The 18,308-nt window shown below is 68.1% G+C and carries 16 protein-coding genes and 1 other RNA gene; 12 read left to right on the forward strand and 5 right to left on the reverse strand.

What is annotated here, in order from left to right; translation table 11 throughout:
• Nucleotides 1-24: 24 nt before the first annotated feature.
• The 3 genes from mraZ to rsmI all read right to left on the reverse strand — a co-directional run bounded on the left by mraZ (nt 25) and on the right by rsmI (nt 2,155).
• Entirely contained in the window at nt 25-471 is a 447-nt protein-coding gene (mraZ, locus tag ACFWZ4_RS14055; protein ID WP_439705358.1) for a division/cell wall cluster transcriptional repressor MraZ, read from the reverse strand.
• A 382-nt stretch (nt 472-853) separates the two neighbouring features.
• An RNA gene (gene rnpB, locus ACFWZ4_RS14060) (RNase P RNA component class A) lies at nt 854-1,217 on the reverse strand.
• A 110-nt stretch (nt 1,218-1,327) separates the two neighbouring features.
• Nucleotides 1,328-2,155: a 16S rRNA (cytidine(1402)-2'-O)-methyltransferase gene (gene rsmI / locus ACFWZ4_RS14065; RefSeq protein ID WP_439705296.1), complete on the reverse strand. Its 828-nt coding sequence runs from the start codon at nt 2,153-2,155 to the stop codon at nt 1,328-1,330.
• 86 nt (nt 2,156-2,241) lie between these two features.
• On the opposite strand from rsmI, the gene ACFWZ4_RS14070 reads away from it, so the two are divergent.
• The 4 genes from ACFWZ4_RS14070 (at nt 2,242) to ACFWZ4_RS14085 (ending at nt 6,722) form a co-directional block, all read left to right on the forward strand.
• Nucleotides 2,242-4,200: a penicillin-binding protein activator gene (locus tag ACFWZ4_RS14070; RefSeq protein WP_439705297.1), complete on the forward strand. Its 1,959-nt coding sequence runs from the start codon at nt 2,242-2,244 to the stop codon at nt 4,198-4,200.
• Nucleotides 4,200-4,556, forward strand: coding sequence for a YraN family protein (locus ACFWZ4_RS14075; protein WP_439705298.1), 357 nt, complete (start codon nt 4,200-4,202; stop codon nt 4,554-4,556). The genes ACFWZ4_RS14070 and ACFWZ4_RS14075 overlap by 1 nt, the downstream gene beginning before the upstream one ends.
• Nucleotides 4,557-4,660: 104 nt before the next feature.
• Nucleotides 4,661-6,040 (forward strand): FAD-binding oxidoreductase, encoded by a 1,380-nt coding sequence (locus ACFWZ4_RS14080; RefSeq protein ID WP_439705299.1) that lies wholly within the window; start codon nt 4,661-4,663, stop codon nt 6,038-6,040.
• A 91-nt stretch (nt 6,041-6,131) separates the two neighbouring features.
• Entirely contained in the window at nt 6,132-6,722 is a 591-nt protein-coding gene (locus tag ACFWZ4_RS14085) for a uracil-DNA glycosylase family protein (RefSeq protein ID WP_439705300.1), read from the forward strand.
• A gap of 67 nt (nt 6,723-6,789) precedes the next feature.
• On the opposite strand, the gene rhtC is transcribed toward ACFWZ4_RS14085, so the two are convergent.
• On the reverse strand, nt 6,790-7,413 hold the full coding sequence (gene rhtC, locus ACFWZ4_RS14090) for a threonine export protein RhtC (protein ID WP_439705301.1): 624 nt from the start codon (nt 7,411-7,413) through the stop codon (nt 6,790-6,792).
• Between the two features lie 302 nt (nt 7,414-7,715).
• Between rhtC and ACFWZ4_RS14095 the strand changes: the two genes are divergently transcribed.
• From ACFWZ4_RS14095 to metK, 8 genes are all read left to right on the forward strand, one after another.
• Nucleotides 7,716-8,972 (forward strand): nucleoside permease, encoded by a 1,257-nt coding sequence (locus ACFWZ4_RS14095; RefSeq protein WP_439705302.1) that lies wholly within the window; start codon nt 7,716-7,718, stop codon nt 8,970-8,972.
• Between the two features lie 89 nt (nt 8,973-9,061).
• On the forward strand, nt 9,062-11,182 hold the full coding sequence (locus ACFWZ4_RS14100) for a TonB-dependent receptor (protein WP_439705303.1): 2,121 nt from the start codon (nt 9,062-9,064) through the stop codon (nt 11,180-11,182).
• Nucleotides 11,182-12,285, forward strand: a complete 1,104-nt coding sequence (locus ACFWZ4_RS14105; RefSeq protein WP_439705304.1) for a PepSY-associated TM helix domain-containing protein — start codon at nt 11,182-11,184, stop codon at nt 12,283-12,285. Before ACFWZ4_RS14100 ends, ACFWZ4_RS14105 begins: the two co-directional genes overlap by 1 nt.
• Before the next feature lie 61 nt (nt 12,286-12,346).
• Nucleotides 12,347-12,967, forward strand: a complete 621-nt coding sequence (locus tag ACFWZ4_RS14110; RefSeq protein WP_439705305.1) for a CDP-alcohol phosphatidyltransferase family protein — start codon at nt 12,347-12,349, stop codon at nt 12,965-12,967.
• The gene (locus ACFWZ4_RS14115; RefSeq protein ID WP_439705306.1) at nt 12,964-13,563 is read left to right on the forward strand and encodes a lysophospholipid acyltransferase family protein; all 600 of its coding nucleotides are present in this window, start codon (nt 12,964-12,966) and stop codon (nt 13,561-13,563) included. The genes ACFWZ4_RS14110 and ACFWZ4_RS14115 overlap by 4 nt, the downstream gene beginning before the upstream one ends.
• Nucleotides 13,560-14,501, forward strand: coding sequence for a phosphatidate cytidylyltransferase (locus ACFWZ4_RS14120; RefSeq protein ID WP_439705307.1), 942 nt, complete (start codon nt 13,560-13,562; stop codon nt 14,499-14,501). Before ACFWZ4_RS14115 ends, ACFWZ4_RS14120 begins: the two co-directional genes overlap by 4 nt.
• 93 nt (nt 14,502-14,594) lie before the next feature.
• Nucleotides 14,595-15,581 carry a tRNA dihydrouridine synthase DusB gene (dusB, locus tag ACFWZ4_RS14125; protein WP_439705308.1) on the forward strand — a complete coding sequence of 329 codons (987 nt, stop codon included), beginning with the start codon at nt 14,595-14,597 and terminating at the stop codon, nt 15,579-15,581.
• 195 nt (nt 15,582-15,776) lie between these two features.
• Complete coding sequence (gene metK, locus ACFWZ4_RS14130; RefSeq protein ID WP_439705309.1) at nt 15,777-16,988, forward strand: methionine adenosyltransferase; 1,212 nt, start codon at nt 15,777-15,779, stop codon at nt 16,986-16,988.
• A gap of 75 nt (nt 16,989-17,063) precedes the next feature.
• Here metK and ACFWZ4_RS14135 read toward each other — a convergent pair whose 3' ends face one another.
• A complete protein-coding gene (locus tag ACFWZ4_RS14135; RefSeq protein WP_439705310.1) occupies nt 17,064-18,119 on the reverse strand; it encodes a D-alanyl-D-alanine carboxypeptidase family protein in 1,056 nt (351 codons plus the stop codon).
• Between the last annotated feature and the right edge of the window lie 189 nt (nt 18,120-18,308).

The following is an 18,308-nucleotide window of genomic DNA, read 5'->3' on the forward strand; positions in this document are numbered from 1 at the left end:
TCCCGCACCGAAAACCTGCGCGCCTTACAGGCGCAGGTCCGCCATGTCGTCAGTGATGTCGCCTTCGCCGAGGGTCTGGCGGATCTTGGCCAGGTGGGCCTGTTCGCTCCACAGCTCGAACTTGTTGCCCATGCCCAGCAGCACTGCCTTCTTCTCGATGCCGGCGGCGGCGCGCTGGCTGGCCGGTAGCAGGACGCGCGAGGCGCCGTCCGGCTCGACCACGGTCGCCGCACCCACCAGCTTCATCTGCAGGTTGCGATGCGGCGCCTTGACCATCGGCAGCGCGTTGACCTGGTCGCGCACCTTTTCCCACTCGGCGTAGGGAAACAGCCACAGGCAGCCCATCTCGAACGGGCTGTAGGTGACCACCAACCGATTGGCGCAGGCGCCCGCGACCAGCTCCCGATACGCGGTCGGGATGGCCAGCCGGCCCTTGTCGTCAACGGTGATGGCGGTTTCGCCCTGGAACACCCGTGCGGACTCCACTGATTCCCACGATTTCACACAGGGTCCCACGATACGTCTCGCCTTTTGAGACGTCAAGGGAATTTTGCTTGCGAATCAAGGAGAAAGGCGGAAGTGTGGAGGTATTTCCAGCCGTTTCAGAGAAAGGTTGGCAAGGTGCTTGAAAGCTGGGGAAATTTCCAAACCGGATGTGAGGCAGGTCACGGGCGTTTTGCCTTGGTGGAGACCGCAGATGAACTGCCCGTTCAGCTCAAGCACCTTGCAGGAGCACATCGTGCGCGTCCGCGCCCCGATGGGGTCGCACGAAAAAAAAAGGGCCAGGGTGGCGCAATCTTCCGCGCCACCCTGGCCCTTCCCTGGCGGCGCGCCCAAAGCGCGCCGCCGCAAGAGGCGGAGCCGGCCTGTAAGCCGGGTTCTGTACGTCTTGCGACGCGACAGTCATTCCTCTCGGCCAGGCGTCACCGCCTGGCTCCAGCGACCTACCCGGGAACAACGCGGGCCGCGTTATCGTTCCCCTATTCGGTCTTGCTCCGGGTGGGGTTTACCGTGCCGTGCGACGTTGTCCCCGCACGCGGTGCGCTCTTACCGCACCCTTTCACCCTTACCTGTGCCCTTGCGGGCCATCGGCGGTCTGCTCTCTGTTGCACTGGCCGTCAGCTCGCGCTGCCCAGGCGTTACCTGGCACCCTGCCCTGTGGAGCCCGGACTTTCCTCGACGCACTTGTGATGCGACGCGACTGTCCGGCCGACTCCGCGGGCCATTGTAATGGGCCGGGGACGGGATTGGCGATTGGAAAGGCGGACACGGCAGGGTGGGCTTCAGCCCACCGTTTCCGATGCGCCGATGGTCGCTTGAGCCCGCCCTACATCTGATAGAGCGCCTTGCGCGAGGCGCCGGTGATAGCCGCGGCGAGCTTGGCCGCCTTGGCCGGAGGCAACTCCTCGCGCAGCAGCGCGAATACGCGCTGGCCTTCAGCCAGCCGCGCGTCCACTTCTTCCCCGCGACCGGCCACCAGGATGACGCACTCGCCGCGCTGCTGATCCGGGTCATCCGCCACGCGAGGGGCCAGTTCGTCGAGCGGTTCGCCGATCACCGTCTCGAACAGCTTGGTAAGCTCGCGTGCCAGCACCGCCTCTCGCGCGCCACCGAACACCTCGCGCATGTCAGCCAGGCTTTCGGCGACGCGATGGGACGACTCATAGAAGATCAGCGTGCGGGGCTCGCCGGCCAGCTCCTGCAGGCGGCTGCGCCGTGCCGCCGCCTTCGGCGGCAGGAAACCTTCGAACACGAAGCGGTCGCTCGGGAGCCCTGCCACCGACAGTGCCGCGACCGCCGCACAGGCACCCGGCACCGGCACGCAGCGGATGCCCGCCGCGCGCGCCGCGCGTACCAGGCGGAAGCCCGGATCGCTCACCAGCGGCGTGCCAGCGTCGGAGATCAGCGCCACCGATTGGCCTTCCAGCATCCGCCGCACCAGTCCATCGACGACCTCGCGTTCGTTGTGCTCGTGCAGCGCCACCAGCGGCACGTCGACATTGTGATGAAGCAGCAACGGACGGCTGTGGCGGGTGTCCTCCGCGGCAATCACGTCGGTGGCGCGCAGCGTGGCGATGGCGCGCGCCGAGATGTCGTCGCGATTGCCGATCGGCGTGGCGACCACCGAAAGGCTGCCGGGCTGGACAGTAGGCATGGGAACTCCAAGGGCGGTGCGCAAAGGGCTTGCGGCACGATCGGCTATGATCGCTCACCATGTCGATCACGACCAAGGGACACTCCATGCGACTGCTCCGCGCCGCCGGCCTCGGCCTGCTGATCGCCTTGGCATCAAGCGCCTGCGTACCGACCAAGGTGACCCGCTCGCCTCAGGAACTTGCCGCCGCGCAGCACGCCGAACAGCTCGCCAGCCAGGGGCAATTCGACCAGGCCATCCAGGTCTACCTCGACCTGGGACGCCAGACCGGCGACACCGACCACTACAACATCCTGGCGGCCGAGGTGTATCGCGAGGAAGGCACGCTCGAGCAGGCCGCCCCGCTGCTCGACGCGGTGCGTCGCCCGCGCCTTGAGGGCGAGGACGCCGCCCGCTACGACTTGCTCCGCGCGGAGCTGGCGCTGGCCCACCACGACGCGCACACCGCGCTGCAGCTGACCACCCAGCCCACGCCCGTCCCGCCGACGCTCGAACTGCGCCTGCTCGAACTGCGCGCGCGGGCGATGGAAGCCGCCGGCGACCTGTGGGGCGCGGCGCGCACGCGCGTGCAGATGGATCCGCAACTCGAAGGCCTCGACCACACGCAGAACCGCAAGGAGATCCTTGACCTGCTTGGCCGCCTGGGCGTGGAGCCGCTCAAGCGCCGTGGCGCCGCGATGCAGGCCGGCGACCGCATGCTGCCCTGGATCAACGAGGCGTTGACCCAGCTCGGCGTGCCGGTGGCGCAGCCGCAGCCCGATCTGGACCAGCCGGTCGGCACCATGCTCCCCGGCGCGGACGCCAACGTGCGCGAGGGCTACCGCATGCCGGCGAACGTGGCTTTGCTGCTGCCGCTGGGCGGAAACTTCGCCGGGGCCAGCGGCGCCATTCGCCAGGGCTTCTTCGCCGGCTACGCCGATGCCGCGCGTACCAAGGCGCCGCGCGCGAACGTGCGCGTGTACGACAGCGGCGGCACCGCCGACGGCGCCATCAAGGCTTACCAGCAGGCTGCCAGCGATGGCGCTCAACTGATCGTCGGCCCACTGACCCGCATCGAAGTGGCCGCCGTGTTCGGACAGCCGCAGCTGCCGGTTCCCGTGCTCGCGCTCAACCATCCGGACGACAGAAGCCTGCCCGCCGCCGGCGCCACCGAGTTCGGCCTGCTGCCGGAGAGCGAAGGCGCGCTGGCCGCCGACCACATGGTCGAGCGTGGCATCCACAACGCCTACGTGGTCGTATCCGACGACGACTTCGCCCAGCGTGCCGCCGGCGCGTTCAAGGCCGAATTGGAAGCCCGCGGCGGCCGCGTCGCCGGGATGGCCACGCTGCCGCCGGGCAAGGTGAACTACGCCAACGCCATCGCCGGCCTGAACATGCCCACCACGGCCACTCCGCTGGCCGGAACCGAACCGGCGGAGGTCGCCTCGACGCCGGCCGCCCCCGGGAGTGTGGAAACCCTTCCGGCACCGGTGCCGACGGGCGACACCGGCATCTTCGCCAGCATGCGACCGGAGCAGGCGCGCCTGCTGCTGCCGCAGTTGCACGTCGCGCACGTCGGCCTGCCGGTATTCGCCACGTCGCACATCTATGCCGGCGTCGATGACGCCGCCGCCAATCGCGACCTCGATGGCGTGGAGTTCTCCGATGCACCGTGGCTGTTCGACGCCCAGCCGGGCATGCCCAGCCATGATGCGATCGCCTCCCTATTGCCCGCTGCGCGCGGCACCTCGGCGCGGTTGTTCGCCTTCGGCATGGACGCATGGAACCTGGTGCCCTATCTGGACTGGCTGCGCGACCACCCGGGCAGCTACCTGCCTGGCGCCAGCGGCCAGCTCGCCGCCGACCAGTTCGGACGCATCCGCCGCGTGCTGGTCTGGGCGCGCTTCCAGGACGGGATCGCCCGTCCGCTGACCGGCAGCCTGCAGATGGACGACGTGCCCTCGGCCGCCCCGCCGGTGGACGAAGGCACCCGCACCCCGATACCGGCGACGTCCACCGGTGTGCCGCCCGCCGCCTCGACCATCCTGCCGCCCGCCGATCACTGATGCGCGCCGCAGGCGACGCCTTCGAACAGCGCGCCTGCCGCGAGCTGGAGCGTGCCGGACTCAAGGCGCTGGCGCGCAACTACAACACGCGTCACGGCGAGCTGGACCTAGTGATGCGCGATGGCGACACCGTGGTGTTCGTCGAAGTGCGCTACCGCGTGCGGGCCGGCCACGGCGATGCCGCGGCGTCGGTCACGCGGTCCAAGCAGGAGAAGCTGATCCGCACCGCGCAGCTGTGGCTGGCGGCGCACGGCCAGCACGCCAACCGCCCGTGCCGCTTCGACGTGGTCAGTTACGACGGCCCGGCGGCCGACGCAACAATGCATTGGCTGAAGGGTGCCTTCGAAGCGGAGTGACTGGTTGGCGAGGCGGGAAGCCAGGAACGCCCGCGCCGCTTGCGTTACTGTCGACCGGCCACACCGCCCGCTCCTTCCGAAATGCCACATGGGAGCCATGCTCCATGCCGCTGACCGACACGATGCTTCAAACGCTCCATTCGATCTTCGGTGACGCCTTGCACACCGGTCCCGCCGAGCGCCTGGCCTACGCCTACGACAACTCGCGCCTCAATGCGCATCCCGACGCCGTGGTATTTCCCACCGCGCACGCGCAGGTCGAGGCGCTGGTGCGCGCCTGCCGCGACCAACGCATCCCGCTCACCGCGCGCGGGCGCGGCAGCAACACCACGGGCGCAACGGTGCCGGTCGAGGGCGGCGTGGTGGCCAGCTTCGAGCGCATGAACCGCATCCTGCGCATCGACCCGGCCAACCGGCTGGCGGTGGTTGAACCGGGCGTGATCAACGGCGACCTGCAACGCGCACTGGCGCCGCACGGCTTGTTCTGGCCGCCGGACCCGAGTTCGTCGCCATGGTGCAGCATCGGCGGCAACCTCGCCTGCAATGCCGCCGGACCGCGCGCGGTCAAGTACGGCACGCCGCGCGAGAACACGCTGGGCCTGCGCGCGGTCGCCGGCACGGGCGAAGGATTCCGCTGCGGCACATACACCAGCAAGGGTTCCACCGGCTACGACCTCACGCGTCTCCTGATCGGCTCGGAGGGCACGCTGGCGCTGATCACCGAAGCCACGCTCAAGCTCACGCCCCGGCCCTCGGCGATCCGCACGCTGCGCGCCACCTATCGCGACGTCGGCGCCGCCGCGCAGGCCGTGGCGCGCATCATGGGCCAGCCGGTCACGCCTTGCGCGCTGGAATTCATCGACGAAACGGCGCTGAAGCTCGCCCATGCGCATGCCGGCGACCACATCCCGCTGGCCGGCGCGCTGCTGATGATCGAGGTCGATGGCGAGCCGGATACGCTCGACTCCGCCGTTGCTGCCATTTCCGCTGCCGCAGGCGGCGAGGGTCTGCTGTCCCTGCGTGCGGCTGCCACCGCCGAAGAGGCACGGCAACTGTGGGCAGCGCGCAAAGCCCTCTCGCCCGCACAACGCACGATCGCGCCGGACAAGATCAACGAGGACGTGGTGGTGCCGGTCAGCCGCCTGCCGGAGCTGGTGCTGGGCATCCAGTGTCTGGCCGCAAGGCACGACGTGCTGGTCGTCAGCTTCGGCCACGCCGGCAATGGCAACCTGCATGTGAACCTGCTGCCGCGCAATGCCGCCGAGCGCGAACGCGCACACGCCTGCCTCGCCGGGATCTTCGCGCTGGTGATCGAACTCGAAGGCACGCTTTCGGGCGAACACGGCATCGGCCGGATCAAGCGCGAGTTCATGCCGCTGGCGCTGGAGGCTGAAACCCTTCATCTGATGCGCGAGGTCAAGCGCGCATTCGATCCGGACGACATCCTCAACCCCGGAAAACTGCTGCCCGCCGGCACTTCGTAGGAGCCTAGATTGGGCGACGCTCCGGTGCCGGCCACGAGCTCGCCCACAAGCAGGCTCCTAAAAGATGCGCGCGGTGTGCCACCATTTCGCGATGCCTTCCAAGCTCGATCGCGTGCTCGCCGAAATCCGCGCATGCCAGCTCTGCGCCGCCGATCTCGCCCATGGCGTGCGTCCCGTGCTGCAGGCCTCGGCCACCGCGCGGCTACTGATCGTGAGCCAGGCCCCGGGGCGCAAGGTGCACTTGAGCGGCGTGCCATTCAACGACGTGAGCGGCGAGCGCCTGCGTGACTGGCTGGATATCGACAAGACAACTTTCTACGACGCCCGCCGCGTGGCGATCGTGCCCATGGGTTTCTGCTTCCCGGGCAGCGCGCGCGGCGCCGACCTGCCGCCGCGGCGCGAATGCGCACCGGCCTGGCATCCGCGGCTGATGCCGCTGCTCAAGAACGTCGACCTGACCCTGGCGATCGGCCGCTACGCGCAGGTCGGGCTGCTCGGCACGCAGGCGGGCGCCAATCTCACCGAGACCGTGCGCGACTGGCGCACGCACCTGGCGCGCGGCGTGCTGCCGTTGCCGCACCCGAGCCCGCGCAACCAGCCCTGGACCCGGCACAATCCGTGGTTCGCGGAGGAGCTGCTGCCGGTGTTGCGCGAACGCGTGGCGCACGCGTTGCGTCCGTAGGTCCGCTTCCGCCCATCAGTCCGGACCGGAGCGACGCGCTGAAGCCCACCCTACGCCGCCCTACGGATCAACCGCGGCGGGCGAGGATGAGGTGCAGGCCAAACGCAACAAACACCGCACCGGCAAAGCCATCGATCCAGCGCGCCAGCCGGAGGTAGCCGCGGCGCATGGCCGGCAGCGCGAAGAACGCGGCCACCAGAGTGAACCAGGCGAACGTCTCGGCCACGATGAGCGCCCACAAGCCCCAGCGCGTTGCCGCGTCCACGCCCTCGCCCAGGAAGGCCGAAAACACGCTCCCGAAATAGACCACCACCTTGGGATTGGCCAGATTGGTCAGCAATCCTGCGCGTAGCGTGGCCAATTCGCTGCCGGGCGTGGCGATCGCACCACCGTGCGTCACCGACGCATGCGTAAACGCACCGCGCAGCATGCGCAACCCCATCCACGCCAGGTACAACCCGCCAGCAATGGCGATCGCCTGTTGCAGCCATGCCAGCCTGTGCAACAGCAACTGCAGGCCCAGCAGTGCCAGCGCCGACCACAGCGTGATCCCCAGGGTGATGCCTAGCACGCCGAACAGCGCCTGTTTGCGCGAGCGGCTGACCGCGGTCTGCGAGACGAAGAAGAAATCGGGGCCAGGACTGAGCAGCGCGACCAGATGAACGAGGGCGATGGTAAGGAACAGGTGCATGGCGTTTCGTTCGGCGCAGGGATGCGGTGAGTCTAGTGGGGGTCGCGGTTTGCTTGCGGCACACCCACCCACCAAGCCGTCCTCTTGGAGGAAGCGAGCCGATCCTTTCGCCTTCGCCTTGGACAATCTTTTGCCCCATTCGAGGGAAGGGTGGGGGATGGGTTTGTCCGCACGCAGGTGAGCGCACGCGCTGCGCCGCGCCTTGCCCGCCCGCATCCCTTTCTCTAACCTGCCCAACTTTGCAGCCAGGGTCTTCGTCCCGCGGCTTTTGCAGGGGAAAAGCACATGCGGGACTTTGCGCCATGAACATCAAGCTGCGTCTGATCGTGATGAACTTCCTGCAGTTCTTCGTGTGGGGCTCCTGGCTCACCACCATCGGCGCCTACTGGTTCCAGACCCGCCACTGGGGCGGCGCCGAGTTTGGCGCGATCTTCTCCACCATGGGCATCGCCTCGCTGTTCATGCCGGCGATCACCGGCATCATCGCCGACAAGTGGATCAACGCCGAGCGCCTGTACGGCGTGTTGCACCTTGGCGGCGCGCTGATGCTGTTCATCGTGCCGTCGATCGACAACCCGAGCACGTTGTTCTGGGTGATGCTGGTCAACATGTGTTTCTACATGCCCACCATCGCGCTCTCGATCACGGTGGCCTACAACGCGCTCAAGACCGAGGGCGTGGACATCGTCAAGGTGTATCCACCGATCCGCGTGTGGGGCACGGTCGGCTTCATCGTGGCGATGTGGGCGATCAGCCTGCTGCACATCGAAACCTCGCCCGACCAGTTTCGCATCGCGGCCATCGCTGCCGTGCTGTTGGGTCTGTACTCGTTTTCGCTGCCCGCCTGCCCGCCGCGCGACACCCGCCACACCTCGATGATCGACGTGCTGGGCCTGCGTTCGTTCGCGCTGTTCAAGAACTACAAGATGGCGGTGTTCTTCCTGTTCGCGATGGCGTTGGGCGCCGCGCTGCAACTGACCAATGCCTACGGTGACACCTTCCTGCACGACTTCGGCAAGGTCGACGCCTACAAGGGTCTGATCACGGTGCGCTACCCGAACATCGTGCTGTCGATCTCGCAGATGTCCGAAACCCTGTTCATCCTGGCTATTCCGTTCTTCCTCAAGCGTTTCGGCATCAAGAAGGTGATGCTGATCAGCATGGTCGCCTGGGTGCTGCGCTTCGGCCTGTTCGCCTACGGCAACCCGGCGGAACTGCTGTGGATGATCATCATGTCGAACATCGTCTACGGCATGGCATTCGACTTCTTCAACATCTCCGGCTCGCTCTTCGTCGAAGGGCAGGCCGACCCGAAGATCCGCGCCAGCGCGCAGGGCCTGTTCATGCTGATGACCAACGGCGTGGGCGCGGTACTGGGCAGTTCGATCAGCGGGTTGGTGATCGAGCATTTCTTCACCGGGCCGGACCATTCGCTGCAGTGGCAGGGCATCTGGCTGAGCTTCGCCGGCTACGCGCTGGTGGTGGCGGTGCTGTTCGTGATCCTGTTCCGGCACAAGCACATCCCGGAGAACGCGGCGCGAGCGAACCTGGGGCACTAGGCGGGGATCTGACCGCGGCACGCAGTTTCCTGCTTGTTGTTGAGAATCATTTTCATTAGCATGCGCAGCCTTCCCTGCAGGAGGCTGTCATGCCCTCGTCCGTACGCCCGCTCGCGCTCGCCCTGACCCTGGCCATCGCGGCCCCGTTGCACGCCGCGGACGCGCAGCAGGCGACCAACCTGGAGCGGGTCGAGGTTTCCGAGAGCACCCTGCGCCTGCCGCGCAGCCAGGGCGCGCTGCCGATGACGATCACTGTGATCGACCGCCAGGACCTCGCCAACCAGCTGGCCATCACGCCGGACCTGGGCGACGCCATCGGTGCGCTGGTGCCCTCCTTCGCGCCTTCGACGCAGAAGCTCTCGGTGCGCGGCCAGACCCTGCGCGGGCGCAACCCGCTCTACATGATCGACGGCGTGCCGCAGTCCAGCCCGCTGCGCAATGGTTCGCGCGACGGCTACACGATCGACCCGGCGATGATCGAGCGGATCGAGATCGTGGAAGGCTCCAACTCGCTGCAGGGCCTGGGCGCTGCCGGCGGCATCATCAACATCATCACCAAGCATGCCCCGGCGCAGGACGGCATCCGCCAGGAAGTCACGCTGGACGCGAGTGCGCCGACCCAAGGCGCCGATGGCCTGGGCTACGGCGCGGCCTTGCTGGTCGGCGCGCGATCGGGCGCGTTCGACCTGGTCGCCGGCGCTTCCTGGCGCAAGCGCGGCATGTACTCCGATGCGCGCGGCCGGCTGATCGGCGTGGACGGCACCCAGGGCGACCTGATGGATTCGAAAAGCTGGGACGGCTTCGCCAAGCTCGGCTACACCTTCGCCGGCGACCGCCGCCTGCAGCTGACCGCCAACCGCTTCGACCTGCAGGGCAACGGTAGCTACACCGCCGTTTCCGGCGACATGGACGCGGGCGTTCCCACCACTTCCATCCGTGAAAAGCAGCCGGGGGAGGCGCCGCGCAATCGCGTGCTGACCACGAGCCTGGACTACCGCGACCCGCATCTCGCCGAGGGCGAACTGCGGGCGCAGCTCTACCACCAGCGCAACCGCGAGCTGTTCGGCGGTGGCACCTTCGGCACCTTCCAGGACCCGGGCTACGGCCCGCTGGTGTTCGACCAGTCGCAGAACGAATCGGTCAAGGACGGCGCGCGGCTGTCGTGGTCTCGCCGCGGCCTGCTCGACGACACGCTCACCCTGCTGGCCGGCGCCGACGGCTACCGCGACCGCACCCACCAGTCGCTGGTGCAAACGAACCGCAACTGGGTCCCGCGGAGCACCTACACCGGCTGGGCGCCGTTCCTGCAGGCCGAGTACTGGCCGCTGCAGGCGCTGTCGGTCAATGCCGGCCTGCGCCAGGAACACGGCCGGCTGGAAGTGCCGACCTTCCGCACGCTGGCTTCCTACGGCGGCGTGACCGTCGAGGGCGGCTCGCGCAGTTTCAAGAAGACGCTGCCGAACATCGGCGCGGTCTGGTACCTGACCGACGCGTTCAACCTGTTCGCCAGCTATGCCGAGGGCTACACCCTGCCCGACGTCGGCCGCGTGCTGCGCGCGATCAATGTGCCAGGCCAGAGCGTCGGCCAGTTCCTGGACCTCAAGCCGGTGGTGTCGGACAACCGAGAGGTGGGCGCCGAATATGCGGGCACTGCCTTCAACGCGCGCCTCAGCTACTGGACCTCGACCTCGAAGCTGGGCGCGCTATTGGTGTTCGATGCGCCCAACCAGGTCTACAACGTGGCCCGCCAGCGCACCGAGATCAGCGGCTGGGAAGCGCGAGCCGGCTGGACGCCGCGCGAAGGAACGCGGCTGGACGCCTCCTACGCGATCAACCACGGCCGCTCCGACCGCGACGGCGACGGCCAGGTGGATTCGGACCTCGACGGTGCCAACATCGCGCCGAACCGCTTGAACCTTTCGTGGACCCAGCGCTGGAACGGTGCACTCTCGAGCTATCTGCAGCTCTCGCGCCTGGCCAGCCGCGACTTCGCCACGCTGGGCGAGCGCACCGCGCATTTCGACGGCTACGTCACCGCCGACGCTTACCTGAAGTGGCACGCCGGCACCGCGGGCGACTGGACGCTGGGCGTGCAGAACCTCGCCAACAAGCAGTACATCAACTACGTCTCGCAGACGGTCGGCGACGACGACTCGTACTTCGCCGGCCGGGGCCGCACCGTCTCGCTCGCCTGGCAGCGGGTGTTCTGATGCGCGATACGGTCCGCCAAGCCGCGCCGGCCCGCTCCGCGCTCGGGCTGCGTCACTGGTTGCGCAAGCTGCACCTGTGGCTGGGCCTGAGCCTGGGCACGGTGTTCGCACTGATCGCCCTGAGCGGCAGCGTGCTGGCGCTGCAGGGGCCGTTGCTGCGCGCCTCGCATCCGGAACTGGCGGCACATGCTCTCTCCACGCCGTCGCAGGAAGCGGCAGTGCTGGAGCGCATCGCGCGCGAGTGGTCGCCGCGTGGCCTGCGCAGCGCGGACCTGCCCGATGCCGAGCTGCCCGTGTGGCAGCTCTACTTCAACGGCGGCGTGCGTCGCTACCTCGATCCTGCCAGCGGCGAGTTGCTGCTTACCCGCACGCCCGGCGACGACGTGCTGCTCGCCCTGCGCGACTGGCACACGCACCTGCTCGCCGGCCACGCAGGCGAGACCTGGCTCGGCGTGGTCGGTTGGTTCAGCCTGTTCCTGCTGGTTTCGGGCGTGGTGCTCTGGTGGCCTGGGCGCGGACGCTTCCTCGCTCACCTCCAGCCCCATGCGCAACCGCCGGTACGGCGCTGGCTCACCTGGCACCGCAGCTTCGGCGCGTTGAGCCTGCCGGTGGTGCTGCTGGTGACCTCGACCGGCACCTTGATGTGCTACCACGGCGGCACTCGTGCGGCCTTGCAGGGATTGTTCGGCGACACTCCAGAACCGCCGCCACCGGCGACCATCGCTTTGCGCCGGGACCGGATCGACTGGCTTGCCGTGCTGGCTGCGGCCAGACAGGCGCTGCCGGGCGCGACGCTGGGTCGACTCTCCTTCCCGAGCGAGCGGGATGGCCGCGTGACCCTGCGCGTGCGGATGCCGGGCGAATGGAATCCCACCGGCCGCAGCACGCTCTGGATCGATCCCTACCAAGTACGCGTGCTGGGTGTGTCGGACGCCACCCGTGCCGACACCGGCGTGCAGGTGAACAACGCGATCTATCCGGTGCACGCCGGTACCACCGGGCCGCTGTGGCGCGCGCTGGTGCTTATGTCCGGTCTGCTGCCGCCGTTCTTCCTGGTAACCGGCTTCCTGTTCTGGCGCGCGCGCACGAAACGCCGCGGCTGAGGCCGACATTCCGGTTTCCCGTGCACGCGCTAGCATGCGTGCAGGCCACGGGGGACACGCCATGCAGGACGCCAATCGACGCCCAATCGCCGTGCGCGACAGCGGTTGGGCGCAGCGCATCGCCGCGGTACTGGCACGCAGCCGGCTGACGCCCAACCAGATCTCCGTGCTCAGCGTGTTGTTCGCGCTGGCCGGCGCCTGGTCACTGCTCGCCCTGCCCGGCGCGGTCGGCGCGCTGCTGTGCGCGCTGGCCATCGGGTTGCGGCTGTTGTGCAACCTGTTTGACGGCATGGTCGCCGTCGAAGGCGGCAAGGGCACCGTCACCGGCGCCCTGTACAACGAGCTGCCGGATCGGCTGGCCGATTCGTTGTTCCTCGTCGCGTTGGGCTACGCGAACGCCCTGCCCTGGCTCGGCTGGCTGGCCGCCCTGCTGGCCGCGCTCACCGCCTACATCCGCGCGCTGGGCGGCGCGCTGGGCCAGGGGCAGGATTTTCGCGGACCGATGGCCAAGCCGCATCGCATGTGGTTGCTCGGCATCGCGCTGGTGCTGGCGTCGCTGCTGCCGGCGTGGCGCCAGCCGATCCTGCTGGCGACCGCGGCGATCATCGCGGCCGGCTCGGCGCTGACCTGCGTGACGCGCACCCGCGCCATCGCCGCGCGGCTCAAGGACGCCGGCGCATGATCACCTCTCGCATCCTGGTCGGCCTGGTGCGCCTGCTGGTCGGCGCGCACGGCCGCTGGCTCGGCTGCCAACCCAAGCCGGCGCAGCGCATCTACTTCGCCAACCACAGCAGCCACCTGGACACGCTGGCGCTGTGGGCGGCACTGCCGCCACTGCTGCGCCAACGCACGCGCCCGGTCGCCGCGCGCGACTACTGGGGCAAGGGCGGGCTGCGCGGCTTCGTCGCCGAGCACGGCTTCCGCGCCGTGTACATCGAGCGCGATCGCGAGCGCCGCGAAGGAGACCCGCTCGCCCCCCTGTGCGAAGCGCTGGCCGCCGGCGACTCGCTGATCATCTTTCCCGAAGGCACACGCAGTCCCGATCCCCTCCCGCAGCCGTTCAAGGCCGGCCTCTATCACTTGGCCCAGCGCCATCCGCAGGCCGAACTGGTGGCGGTCTACCTGGACACGCTGCACCGCGCGATGCCCAAGGGCAGCCTGCTGCCGGTGCCGCTGACCTGCATGGTGCGCTTCGGCCGCGCGCTGCGCCTGGCCGAGGGCGAGGACAAGGAAAGCTTCCTGCAACGCGCCCACGCGGCGGTGGTGGAACTGGCATGAGCCCGCAACAGAAATTCTGGACCGTGATGGGCGCCGTGCTGGCGCTGCTGGTGGTGGCGAGCGTGGTCGGCTGGGCGCTGGCGCGGCGCGCGCGCAGCGACGGCTCGCGCGAGGTCATCGCCAACTTGAACGCCCGCATCGGCGCCTGGTGGTGGATGGTGGCGATCCTTTGCGTGTGCTTCCTGCTCGGGCGCATTGCCACGCTGGTGCTGTTCGCGCTGGCCTCGTTCTTCGCACTGCGCGAGTTCCTCACGCTGACGCCGACCCGTCGCGGCGACCACCTGCCGATGGTGCTGTGCTTCTACCTGGCGATCCCGCTGCAGTACTGGCTGATCGGCATCGACTGGTACGGGCTGTTCGCGATCTGCATCCCGGTCTACGGCTTCCTGCTGCTGCCTGCGATCACCGCGCTGGGCGGCGATACCGAGGCGTTCCTGGAGCGCACCACCAAGATCCAGTGGGGCCTGATGCTCACCGTCTACTGCATCAGCTACGCGCCTGCGGTCCTGCTGCTGCACGTGCCCGGTTACGAGGGACAGAACCTGTTGCTGCTCCTGTACCTGTTGCTGGTGGTGCAGATCAGCGACGTGTTCCAGTACGTGGTCGGCAAGCTGTTCGGGCGGCGCAAGCTGGCGCCGTCGGTGAGCCCGTCCAAGACGGTCGAGGGGCTGGTCGGCGGCGGGTTCTGCGCGGTGGCGGTGGGCGCGTGCCTGTGGTGGATCACGCCGTTCTCGCTCTGGGTCTCGGCCGGGATGTCGCTGATCATCGTGATCGCGGGGTTCCTGGGCGGGCTGGCGCTGTCGGCGGTCAAGCGCAGCCTGGGCGCCAAGGATTGGGGACACATGATCGATGGCCACGGCGGCATGCTGGATCGGCTCGATTCGGTCAGCTTCGCCGCGCCGGTGTTCTTCCACGTGGTGCATTACGCATTGATGTAGTGCCTTTGCCGGGCGGGCTTCAGCCCGCTGTCCCAGGTCGCGGAAAAGCGGTGGGCCAAAGCCCCAGCCTACCGGACCTCGTACAATGGCCGGATGCAGATCGGTCCCTACCGCATCGACCCGCCCGTGGTACTCGCGCCCATGGCCGGGGTCACCGACAAGCCTTTCCGCCTGCTGTGCAAACGGCTGGGCGCGGGGCTGGCCGTGTCGGAAATGACGACCGCCGATCCGAAGCTCTGGCACACCCGCAAGTCGCTGCATCGCATGGACCACGCGGGCGAGCCGGAGCCGGTCAGCGTGCAGATCGCGGGCTACGACCCAGGCATGCTGGCCGAGGCGGCGCGCTTCAACGTGGCCAACGGCGCGCAGATCGTCGACATCAACATGGGCTGCCCGGCCAAGAAGGTCTGCAACGTGTGGTCGGGCTCGGCGCTGCTGCAGGACGAGCCGCTGGTGGCGCGCATCTGCAAGGCAGTGGCCGACGCGGTCGAGGTGCCGGTGACGTTGAAGATCCGCACCGGCTGGGACCGCGAGCATCGGAACGCGCTGAGCATCGCGCGGATCGCCGAGGACAGTGGCATCGCCGCCCTCTCGGTGCACGGACGCACCCGCGCGGACAAGTACGAAGGCGAGGCCGAGTACGCGACGATCGCCGCGGTGAAGGCCGCCGTGCGCATTCCGGTACTCGCCAACGGCGACATCACTTGTCCCGAGCGTGCCCGCCACGTGCTCGACGTCACCGGCGCCGACGCGGTGATGATCGGCCGCGGCGCGCAAGGCCGGCCATGGATCTTCCGCGAGGTGGCACATTACCTGGCCAGCGGGGAAAAGCTGCCGGAGCCCACGCCAGCCGAGGTCGCCGCGATCCTGCTGGGCCACCTGGAACACCTCTACGCGTTCTACGGCGAGCACGCCGGCGTGCGCATCGCACGCAAGCACCTGGGCTGGTATGCGAAGGATCGGCCGGAGAATGCCGCGTTCCGGCACGTGGTCAACCGTGCCGAAAGTGCAACCGAGCAGTTGCGCCTGACCACCGAATATTTCGCCGGTCTCGGCGAGCTCCGCCGCGCCGCGGCCTGACCTCCCGCCGACAGGAGCCCTCTCCCCGGACAGGGAGGGGAGCCAAGCGTGCGTTTGGCCATCCAGCCGTCCGCCGCCTGAACAGGTATGAAACCTTCACCCCCGGGTAGTACGCTGGCCTGCAATCCGCCGCGCTCGCGTGTATCATGCGCGGCTTCTTTATCTCTGTATCCGAAAGGAAGGATATAACCCGCGATGAGCAACTACCTCTTCACCTCCGAGTCGGTCTCCGAAGGCCATCCCGACAAGGTCGCCGACCAGATCTCCGACGCCGTCCTCGACGCGATCCTCGCGCAGGACCCGCGTGCGCGCGTGGCGTGCGAGACGATGGTGAAGACCGGCGTGGCGATCGTCGCCGGCGAGATCACCACCTCCGCCTGGATCGACCTGGAAGGCCTGACCCGCAAGGTGATCCTGGACATCGGTTACGACTCGTCCGAAGTCGGCTTCGACGGCGCCACCTGCGGCGTGCTCAACCTGATCGGCAAGCAGTCCCCCGACATCAACCAGGGCGTGGACCGCAAGAAGCCGGAGGAACAGGGCGCCGGCGACCAGGGCCTGATGTTCGGCTACGCCACCAACGAGACGAAGGACTTCATGCCGGCGGCGATCTACTACTCGCACCGGCTGGTCGAGCAGCAGGCCAAGATCCGCAAGAAGAAGAACTCGCCGCTGCCGTGGCTGCGCCCGGACGCCAAGAGCCAGGTGACGCTGCGCTACGAGAACGACGTGGCCGTCGCCATCGACGCCGTCGTGCTCTCGACCCAGCACGATCCGGGCATCAAGCAGAAGGACCTCGTCGAGGCCGTGCGCGAGGAGATCTTGAAGCCCGTGCTGCCGGCGAAGCTGCTGCACAAGGGCACCAAGTTCCACATCAACCCGACCGGCAAGTTCGTGATCGGCGGCCCGGTGGGCGACTGCGGCCTGACCGGCCGCAAGATCATCGTCGACACCTACGGCGGCTGGGCCCGTCACGGCGGCGGCGCGTTCTCCGGCAAGGATCCGTCCAAGGTCGACCGTTCCGCGGCCTATGCGGCGCGTTATGTCGCCAAGAACGTGGTGGCCGCCGGGCTGGCCGACCGCTGCGAGGTGCAGGTGTCCTACGCCATCGGCGTGGCCGAGCCCACCTCGATCTCGGTGACCACCTTCGGCACCGGCAAGATCGGCGACGAGAAGATCGAGAAGCTGATCCGCAAGCACTTCGACCTGCGCCCGTACGGCATCATCAAGATGCTCGACCTGATCCACCCGATGTACCAGCAGACCGCCAGCTACGGCCACTTCGGCCGCCAGCCCTACGAGATGAAGGCGGCCGACGGCTCGACCTTCACCGCGTTCTCGTGGGAGAAGACGGACAAGGCCGAGGCGCTGCGCGCCGATGCCGGGCTGAACGGCAAGCGCAAGTAAGCGCTTCCGGCACCAAAAAAAAACCCGCGGCTTGCCGCGGGTTTTTTCATGTCCGACGTGGTGTTCGACGCGACGTCAGTCGTCGCCGTTCTTGGCGCTCGCCGTGCGCCGCGTCTTGCGGTCGGCCAGCTTGACCGTGTGATGGCTTGTGCGATGGCTGGAACGATGGGCCGTCGCCGCCTTGCCATGGTGTTTCGCATGCCGCGGCACCGACGACGGCGCCGGATCGGCTTCGGCGTTCGCGATGGGCGAGAGCGCGGCCAGCACGCGATGGGCCACGCCCGTGGCCGGTTGGCCGGCGGCAGCCAGCGCGGCCGCCGCGTCGGCCTGCTCGAAGCCGGCGTCGAGCAGGCTCGCCATCAGCCGGTCGCGCTTGGCCGCGGTGCGCCCGCCCAGCACCACGGCGAACAGGCGGTGGTCGTCACGCACGGCGGTGGAAGCGAGGTTGAAGCCCGAGGCTGCGATGTAGCCCGTCTTCAACCCGTCCATACCTTCGTAGCGTTCCATGAGGTGGTTGTGGCCGTGCACCACCCGGCCTTCGAAGGTGAACTCCGTGGCCGAGAAGTAGTGCGCGTATTGCGGGAAGTCGCGATACAGCGCCATCGCGAGTGTCAGCAGGTCGCGCGCGGTCGAATAATTCTTCGGATCGGGCAGGCCCGAGGCGTTGTCGAAATGCGTGCCGGCCATGCCGAGCAGCGCCGCCTGGGCATTCATCATGTCGGCGAAACCCGCTTCGGATCCGCCGATGCTCTCCGCCGCCACGGTGGCCGCATCGTTGGCCGACTTGGTCACCATCGCGAGGATGCAGTTCTCCACCGAGATGTTCTGACCCGTGCGCAGGCCCAGCTTGCTCGGCTCGCGGTTGGCGGCCCAGCGGGATACCGGCAGGTTGTCCTCCAGCGTCAGGCGACCGGCCTTGAGCTCGCGGAAGGTGAGGTAGAGCGTCATCATCTTGGTCAGCGAGGCAGGGTAGTTCTGCTCGTCGGCGTTGACCTGGCCCAGCACGCGTCCGGTGGTGGCATCGACCACGATGGCCGCCTGTCCTGCGTGGGCTACGCTGGCGACCAACCACAACAGGGCAACAACCCACAGGGCGCCGAGCCGGCTGGGCGAAAACGATTCTGTAGTCACACCTGTTATGTCCCCGCCGCCGCCGACGACGTCATGTAGCGTTGAGCAGACCTTAACGCACGGCAGCTCTGAAAAGCCACAAGTTCGTCATGCAAATGGCTGTTGTGTCGGCGCTTTGTGGCGGGGATGTCGAGCACGTCCGGTCGAGTCCGCTTGTGCGAAGGCCCTTTTTTGTTGCGGCTGGCGGCA

Origin of the sequence: Frateuria sp. GZRe12 (assembly GCF_051900535.1) — a bacterium.
GTDB lineage: Bacteria > Pseudomonadota > Gammaproteobacteria > Xanthomonadales > Rhodanobacteraceae > Frateuria_A.

Bases quoted from the DNA above. Each gene is read 5' to 3' on its own strand.
- rsmI (WP_439705296.1), bottom strand. From the start codon at position 2,155: ATGCCTACTGTCCAGCCCGGCAGCCTTTCGGTGGTCGCCACGCCGATC.
- ACFWZ4_RS14070 (WP_439705297.1), top strand. From the start codon at position 2,242: ATGCGACTGCTCCGCGCCGCCGGCCTCGGCCTGCTGATCGCCTTGGCA.
- ACFWZ4_RS14075 (WP_439705298.1), top strand. From the start codon at position 4,200: ATGCGCGCCGCAGGCGACGCCTTCGAACAGCGCGCCTGCCGCGAGCTG.
- ACFWZ4_RS14080 (WP_439705299.1), top strand. From the start codon at position 4,661: ATGCCGCTGACCGACACGATGCTTCAAACGCTCCATTCGATCTTCGGT.
- ACFWZ4_RS14085 (WP_439705300.1), top strand. From the start codon at position 6,132: ATGCCTTCCAAGCTCGATCGCGTGCTCGCCGAAATCCGCGCATGCCAG.
- rhtC (WP_439705301.1), bottom strand. From the start codon at position 7,413: ATGCACCTGTTCCTTACCATCGCCCTCGTTCATCTGGTCGCGCTGCTC.
- ACFWZ4_RS14095 (WP_439705302.1), top strand. From the start codon at position 7,716: ATGAACATCAAGCTGCGTCTGATCGTGATGAACTTCCTGCAGTTCTTC.
- ACFWZ4_RS14100 (WP_439705303.1), top strand. From the start codon at position 9,062: ATGCCCTCGTCCGTACGCCCGCTCGCGCTCGCCCTGACCCTGGCCATC.
- ACFWZ4_RS14105 (WP_439705304.1), top strand. From the start codon at position 11,182: ATGCGCGATACGGTCCGCCAAGCCGCGCCGGCCCGCTCCGCGCTCGGG.
- ACFWZ4_RS14110 (WP_439705305.1), top strand. From the start codon at position 12,347: ATGCAGGACGCCAATCGACGCCCAATCGCCGTGCGCGACAGCGGTTGG.
- ACFWZ4_RS14115 (WP_439705306.1), top strand. From the start codon at position 12,964: ATGATCACCTCTCGCATCCTGGTCGGCCTGGTGCGCCTGCTGGTCGGC.
- ACFWZ4_RS14120 (WP_439705307.1), top strand. From the start codon at position 13,560: ATGAGCCCGCAACAGAAATTCTGGACCGTGATGGGCGCCGTGCTGGCG.
- dusB (WP_439705308.1), top strand. From the start codon at position 14,595: ATGCAGATCGGTCCCTACCGCATCGACCCGCCCGTGGTACTCGCGCCC.
- metK (WP_439705309.1), top strand. From the start codon at position 15,777: ATGAGCAACTACCTCTTCACCTCCGAGTCGGTCTCCGAAGGCCATCCC.